General features: G+C 66.6%; 6 protein-coding genes. 4 read left to right on the top strand and 2 right to left on the bottom strand.

All coding sequences use genetic code 11. The annotated features are described in order from the left end of the window. Positions 1-117: 117 nt before the first annotated feature. Complete coding sequence (gene ppk2 / locus QMX83_RS20450; protein WP_282298469.1) at positions 118-900, top strand: polyphosphate kinase 2; 783 nt, start codon at positions 118-120, stop codon at positions 898-900. A 12-nt stretch (positions 901-912) separates the two neighbouring features. Here the strand turns inward: ppk2 and QMX83_RS20445 are convergent, their stop codons facing one another. Then, entirely contained in the window at positions 913-1,479 is a 567-nt protein-coding gene (locus QMX83_RS20445) for a TlpA disulfide reductase family protein (protein ID WP_282298468.1), read from the bottom strand. Next, entirely contained in the window at positions 1,476-2,750 is a 1,275-nt protein-coding gene (locus QMX83_RS20440; RefSeq protein ID WP_282298467.1) for a YihY family inner membrane protein, read from the bottom strand. The genes QMX83_RS20445 and QMX83_RS20440 overlap by 4 nt, the downstream gene beginning before the upstream one ends. 85 nt (positions 2,751-2,835) lie before the next feature. Between QMX83_RS20440 and wrbA the strand changes: the two genes are divergently transcribed. The 3 genes from wrbA to QMX83_RS20425 all read left to right on the top strand — a co-directional run bounded on the left by wrbA (position 2,836) and on the right by QMX83_RS20425 (position 4,312). Continuing rightward, a complete protein-coding gene (gene wrbA / locus QMX83_RS20435) occupies positions 2,836-3,426 on the top strand; it encodes an NAD(P)H:quinone oxidoreductase (RefSeq protein ID WP_282298466.1) in 591 nt (196 codons plus the stop codon). Then, positions 3,423-3,749: a DUF2069 domain-containing protein gene (locus QMX83_RS20430; protein WP_282298465.1), complete on the top strand. Its 327-nt coding sequence runs from the start codon at positions 3,423-3,425 to the stop codon at positions 3,747-3,749. Before wrbA ends, QMX83_RS20430 begins: the two co-directional genes overlap by 4 nt. 77 nt (positions 3,750-3,826) lie before the next feature. Beyond that, the gene (locus QMX83_RS20425; RefSeq protein ID WP_125361309.1) at positions 3,827-4,312 is read left to right on the top strand and encodes an asparaginase domain-containing protein; all 486 of its coding nucleotides are present in this window, start codon (positions 3,827-3,829) and stop codon (positions 4,310-4,312) included. Positions 4,313-4,407 lie beyond the last annotated feature (95 nt).

Raw genomic sequence — 4,407 nt, 5'->3', positions numbered from 1 at the left:
GGCCGGCCCACGGACCGCCTGGGCCGGCCAACGGCCGGCGCTACCGGTCATATCCCCAACATCGGAGCAACGCCGTCCGATGTACGCTTGATGCTCCTGTCGGCTGACGAGGCATGCATGAGCAAACTCAAGCGCAAGGAGTACGAGGCCCTGCTGGAACCGCTGCAGCTGGAACTGGCGCGGATGGCACGCTGGGTCCAGCACAGTGGGCAACGCGTGCTGGTGCTGTTTGAGGGACGCGACACCGCCGGCAAGGGCGGCGCGATCCAGGCCATCGCCGAACACCTCAACCCGCGCCAATGCCGGGTGGTGGCCCTGCCCAAGCCGACCGAGCGCGAAAGCACGCAGTGGTACTTCCAGCGCTATGTCACCCACCTGCCCGCCGCCGGCGAGATCGTGCTGATGGACCGCAGCTGGTACAACCGCGCCGGCGTCGAGCATGTGATGGGCTACTGCACCGAGGCGCAATACCGGGCCTTCCTGGCGCAGACGCCGGTGTTCGAGCAACTGCTGGTGGACGACGGCATCCTGTTGTTCAAGTACTGGCTGAGCGTGGACCAGGCGCAGCAGGAAAAGCGCTTCGCCGAACGCCACGTGGACCCGCTGAAGGGCTGGAAGCTGTCGCCGGTGGACCTGAAGTCACGCAGCAAATACACCGCCTACACTGAAGCGCGCGAGGCCATGCTGCGCGCTACCCATCACGACACGGCACCGTGGACGCTGGTGGATTTCGATGACCAGAAGCGCGGGCGCCTGACCTTGATCCGCAATCTGCTGGACCGGCTGCCCGATACGCACGTGGACGAGCCGATCCCGGAGCTGCCGCCACTGAAGGGCAAGCTGCATGAAGAGCATTTCGGAGTGCTGAAGCCGATCGAGGCCTTCCCGATCGGGGATTGATGCACGCCGCGATCAAGCGCCCTTCTTGATCTGCGCCTCGATATCCGCCGCCGTCACCGGGCCGAGGAATTCCTTGGCGACCTTGCCGTCGGGCGCGATCAGGTAGGTCATCGGCAGCCCGCGCGGAATGGCAAAGTCTTCCGGCGGGTTGTAGGTGTCGACCAGCACGATCGGATAGGTGACCGGCCGTTCTTTCAGGAACGCCTTCATGTCATCCAGCTCGATGTCCTCGTAGGCCAGCCCCACCACTTCGATCTCCTCGCGCATGGCGTGCAGGGCCGACAGCTCCGGCATTTCCTTGCGGCACGGCGCGCACCAGGTCGCCCAGAAATTCACCACCACCCATTTGCCGCGATGCGCGGCCAGGTCGTACGTGCTGCCATCCACGGCGGGCAGCACCAGACGCGGCGATTCCACCGTCTTGCGGTCGGTGTCGGCCGCGGCCGGCTCGTCCGGTGCCACCGGGGCGGCCGGTGCGGAGGCGGGCTCCGGGGCGGCAGGAGCGGCCGGCTCGGCGGGCGGCTTGCACGCCGCCAGACCCAGCAGGCCCAGGGCGAGTAACAGAGGACGAACAGTCATGGGGAATCTCCGGGGGAGGTATAGATGTCACTGACACGGCGCTTGAGCAGCTCACGCAGCGGCAGGCGCAACGCGTCCAGGGCCTGAACCGAGGCACAGCCCAGGCTGTCATCGCGGTAAGGCAGCCACGCTTCCTTGACCGGAATGCGCATCTGCGTGGTTTCGTAGAGGTCGGCCAGGGTCAGTCGATCCAGGTCGCGTGCCAGCAGCCATTCGCCGCGCTCGTCACGGCGCACCACCCGGATCGCTTCCAGATCGCACAGCATGGTCTGCAGCAGCGAGTCGGTCAGCATGGGCTCCAGCCGCAGGATCTCGTCGTCGTCCAGGCTGCGGCCGTCCTCGCGCGCCTGCTGGAAGCGGCCGATCAGGCGCAGCAGACCATAGATTTCATAGCCGGTGGGCAGGCGCAGGTCCGCCGGCTGGTAGCGGAACGCCGCAATCGAGGACGCCAGCGACGCACCCAGCAACACCGACACCCAGCACAGGTAGATCCACAACAGCAGGATCGGTACGAACGCGACCGTCCCGTAGAGCTTCTGGTAGGACTGGAAGCTGCCCAGATACGCGCCCATGCCCCACTTCACCAGCTCCAGCATCACCACCGCCAGCACCGCGCCGGGGATGGCATGCCGCCATTTGACCGTGTGGTGCGGTACCACCCGGTACACCAGCATGATGCAGACGAACTCGATCAGGATCGGGGCCAGGGTGAACGACGCATTGGCCAGCAGCCGGCCCTCGGTGGTGCCGAACAAGGGCAGCGCGAACACCCGCGCCGAGACCGCCAGCGAGGCCGCCGCCAGCATCGCGCCCAGGGTGAGCACGGTCCAGTACACCAGGAAGCGGGTGAGCCGCGGTCGCGCTGAACTGACCCGCCAGATCTGGTTGAAGGTCTGCTCCACGCTGTTGAGGGTGATCAGCAGCGACACCACCAGCGCGATGAAACCGGCGGCGGTGAGCTGGCCGGCGCTGGCCGAGAACTGGCGCAGATACCCTTCCGCCGCACGTGCGGCGTTGGGCACGAAGTTGGAGAAGACGTAGTCGCTGAGGGTGTCGCTCCAGCGATCGAACATCGGGAAGGCCGACAGCACGCCGAACACGACGATGGCCAGCGGCACCAAGGCGAACACCGTGGTGTAGGCCAGCGAGGCGGCGGCCTGGAACAGACGGTCGTCCAGGAATCGACGCCACAGGAAGCGCCCGAAGCTGGCGGTGCGCGCGCGGTCGCGCACGCGCTCCATCCACAGGTTGACGGTATCCAGAGGTTCCATTGGGACCAAGCGTACCCGATGCGCGGTGCAGGCAGGCACAAAGGGCCCCATACTGCGGCCTGTCCCAGGCTGATGTGGAAACAAGATGGCGGAGATTCTGGTGCTGTACTACAGCCGTGGCGGTTCGGTGGCGCGGCTGGCGCGCCAGATCGCCCGTGGCGTCGGCGAGGTGGCGGGCATGAGCGCGCGCCTGCGCACGGTGCCTCCGGTCGCCGCCGTAACCCAGACCGCCCGTCCGCCGGTGCCTGAAGACGGTGCCCCCTACGTCAACGTGGAGGACCTCGCCGAATGCAGCGGTCTGCTGCTGGGCAGTCCCACCCGCTTCGGCAACATGGCCGCGCCGGTGAAGCACTTCCTGGACGGGCTGGGAGCCGAATGGGTGAATGGCACGCTGGCCGGCAAGCCGGCGGGCGTGTTCACGTCGACCGCGTCGTTGCATGGTGGCCAGGAATCCACCCTGCTCTCCATGCAGGTGCCGTTGCTGCATCACGGGTGCCTGATTGTGGGCATTCCCTTCACCGAACCGGCGTTGAGCCACACCACCACCGGCGGCACGCCGTACGGTGCCAGCCACGTGGCTGGCGCAGACGACAACCCGGTGCCCAGCGACGACGAAGCCACGCTGGCGCGGGCGCTGGGCCGGCGCGTGGCCGACATCGCGCGGCGGTTGGCATGACCCGGCGCGACGCCTCGCTGATCGGCCTGTTGCTGGCCCTGGCCGGGGTGTACGCCGCGTGGTTCTGGCAGGACAAACACTGGCTGGCTACCCAGCTGGTGTTCACCACCCCGCCGCTGCTGCTGGCGCTGGGGGTGTGGGTGCGACGCGGCAACGCCGCGTTCTGGTCCGGGGTGCTGGCGCTGTTCTGGTTCAGCCACGGCGTGATGAGCGCCTGGAGCCATCCGGACACCGCCGGATGGGCCTGGGCCGAACTGCTGCTGGCGCTGGCGATCATTGGCGTGGCCAATGCGCCGGGGCTGATGAAACGCTTCAGACGGTAACGGCGCACATCCACGTATCATGGGCACCGTCGCGCGATCCCCCGCGCGGATCTGACTGCTATCCCAGGATGCCTGCAATGGAAGAACTACTGATCATCACCACCGGTGGCACGATCGACAAGATCTACTTCGACGACAAGTCGGACTATCAGATCGGCGATCCGCAGATCGGGATGATCCTGCGCGAACTCGGCGTGACCTTCCGTTTCAACGTGATTCCGATCCTGCGCAAGGACTCGCTGCACATCACCGACGAAGATCGCGAACTGATCCGCGCCACCATCGCCGCGCAGCCGACCCGCCACGTGCTGGTCACCCACGGCACCGATTCGATGGTGCAGACCGGCCAGGTCCTGCGCAGCATTGCCGACAAGACCATCGTGATGACCGGCGCGCTCAGCCCGGCGCGCTTCCGTGGTTCGGACGCGGAGTTCAACATCGGGTGTGCGATCGGCGCGGTGCAGTCGTTGCCGAGTGGCGTCTACATCGCGATGAACGGTCGCATCTGGGATCCGCAGCACGTGCGCAAGAACGTGGCCGCGAACCGGTTTGAATCTGCCTGACGGATTGCGATAACAGAAACGCCCCGGCTTTCGCCGGGGCGCTGCCCATTGGTGAGGGGCTGGGCTTAATACTGCGCGGTCAGGGTCACACCCGA

It is taken from the genome of Stenotrophomonas sp. PS02289 (genome assembly GCF_029960115.1).
GTDB lineage: Bacteria > Pseudomonadota > Gammaproteobacteria > Xanthomonadales > Xanthomonadaceae > Stenotrophomonas.
Note: the sequence above shows the minus strand (reverse complement) of the source record. Positions and strands in the feature narration are given on the sequence as shown.

Coding starts and splice junctions, on each gene's coding strand:
- wrbA (WP_282298466.1), top strand. CDS start 2,836: ATGGCGGAGATTCTGGTGCTGTACTACAGCCGTGGCGGTTCGGTGGCG.
- QMX83_RS20445 (WP_282298468.1), bottom strand. CDS start 1,479: ATGACTGTTCGTCCTCTGTTACTCGCCCTGGGCCTGCTGGGTCTGGCG.
- QMX83_RS20425 (WP_125361309.1), top strand. CDS start 3,827: ATGGAAGAACTACTGATCATCACCACCGGTGGCACGATCGACAAGATC.
- QMX83_RS20430 (WP_282298465.1), top strand. CDS start 3,423: ATGACCCGGCGCGACGCCTCGCTGATCGGCCTGTTGCTGGCCCTGGCC.
- ppk2 (WP_282298469.1), top strand. CDS start 118: ATGAGCAAACTCAAGCGCAAGGAGTACGAGGCCCTGCTGGAACCGCTG.
- QMX83_RS20440 (WP_282298467.1), bottom strand. CDS start 2,750: ATGGAACCTCTGGATACCGTCAACCTGTGGATGGAGCGCGTGCGCGAC.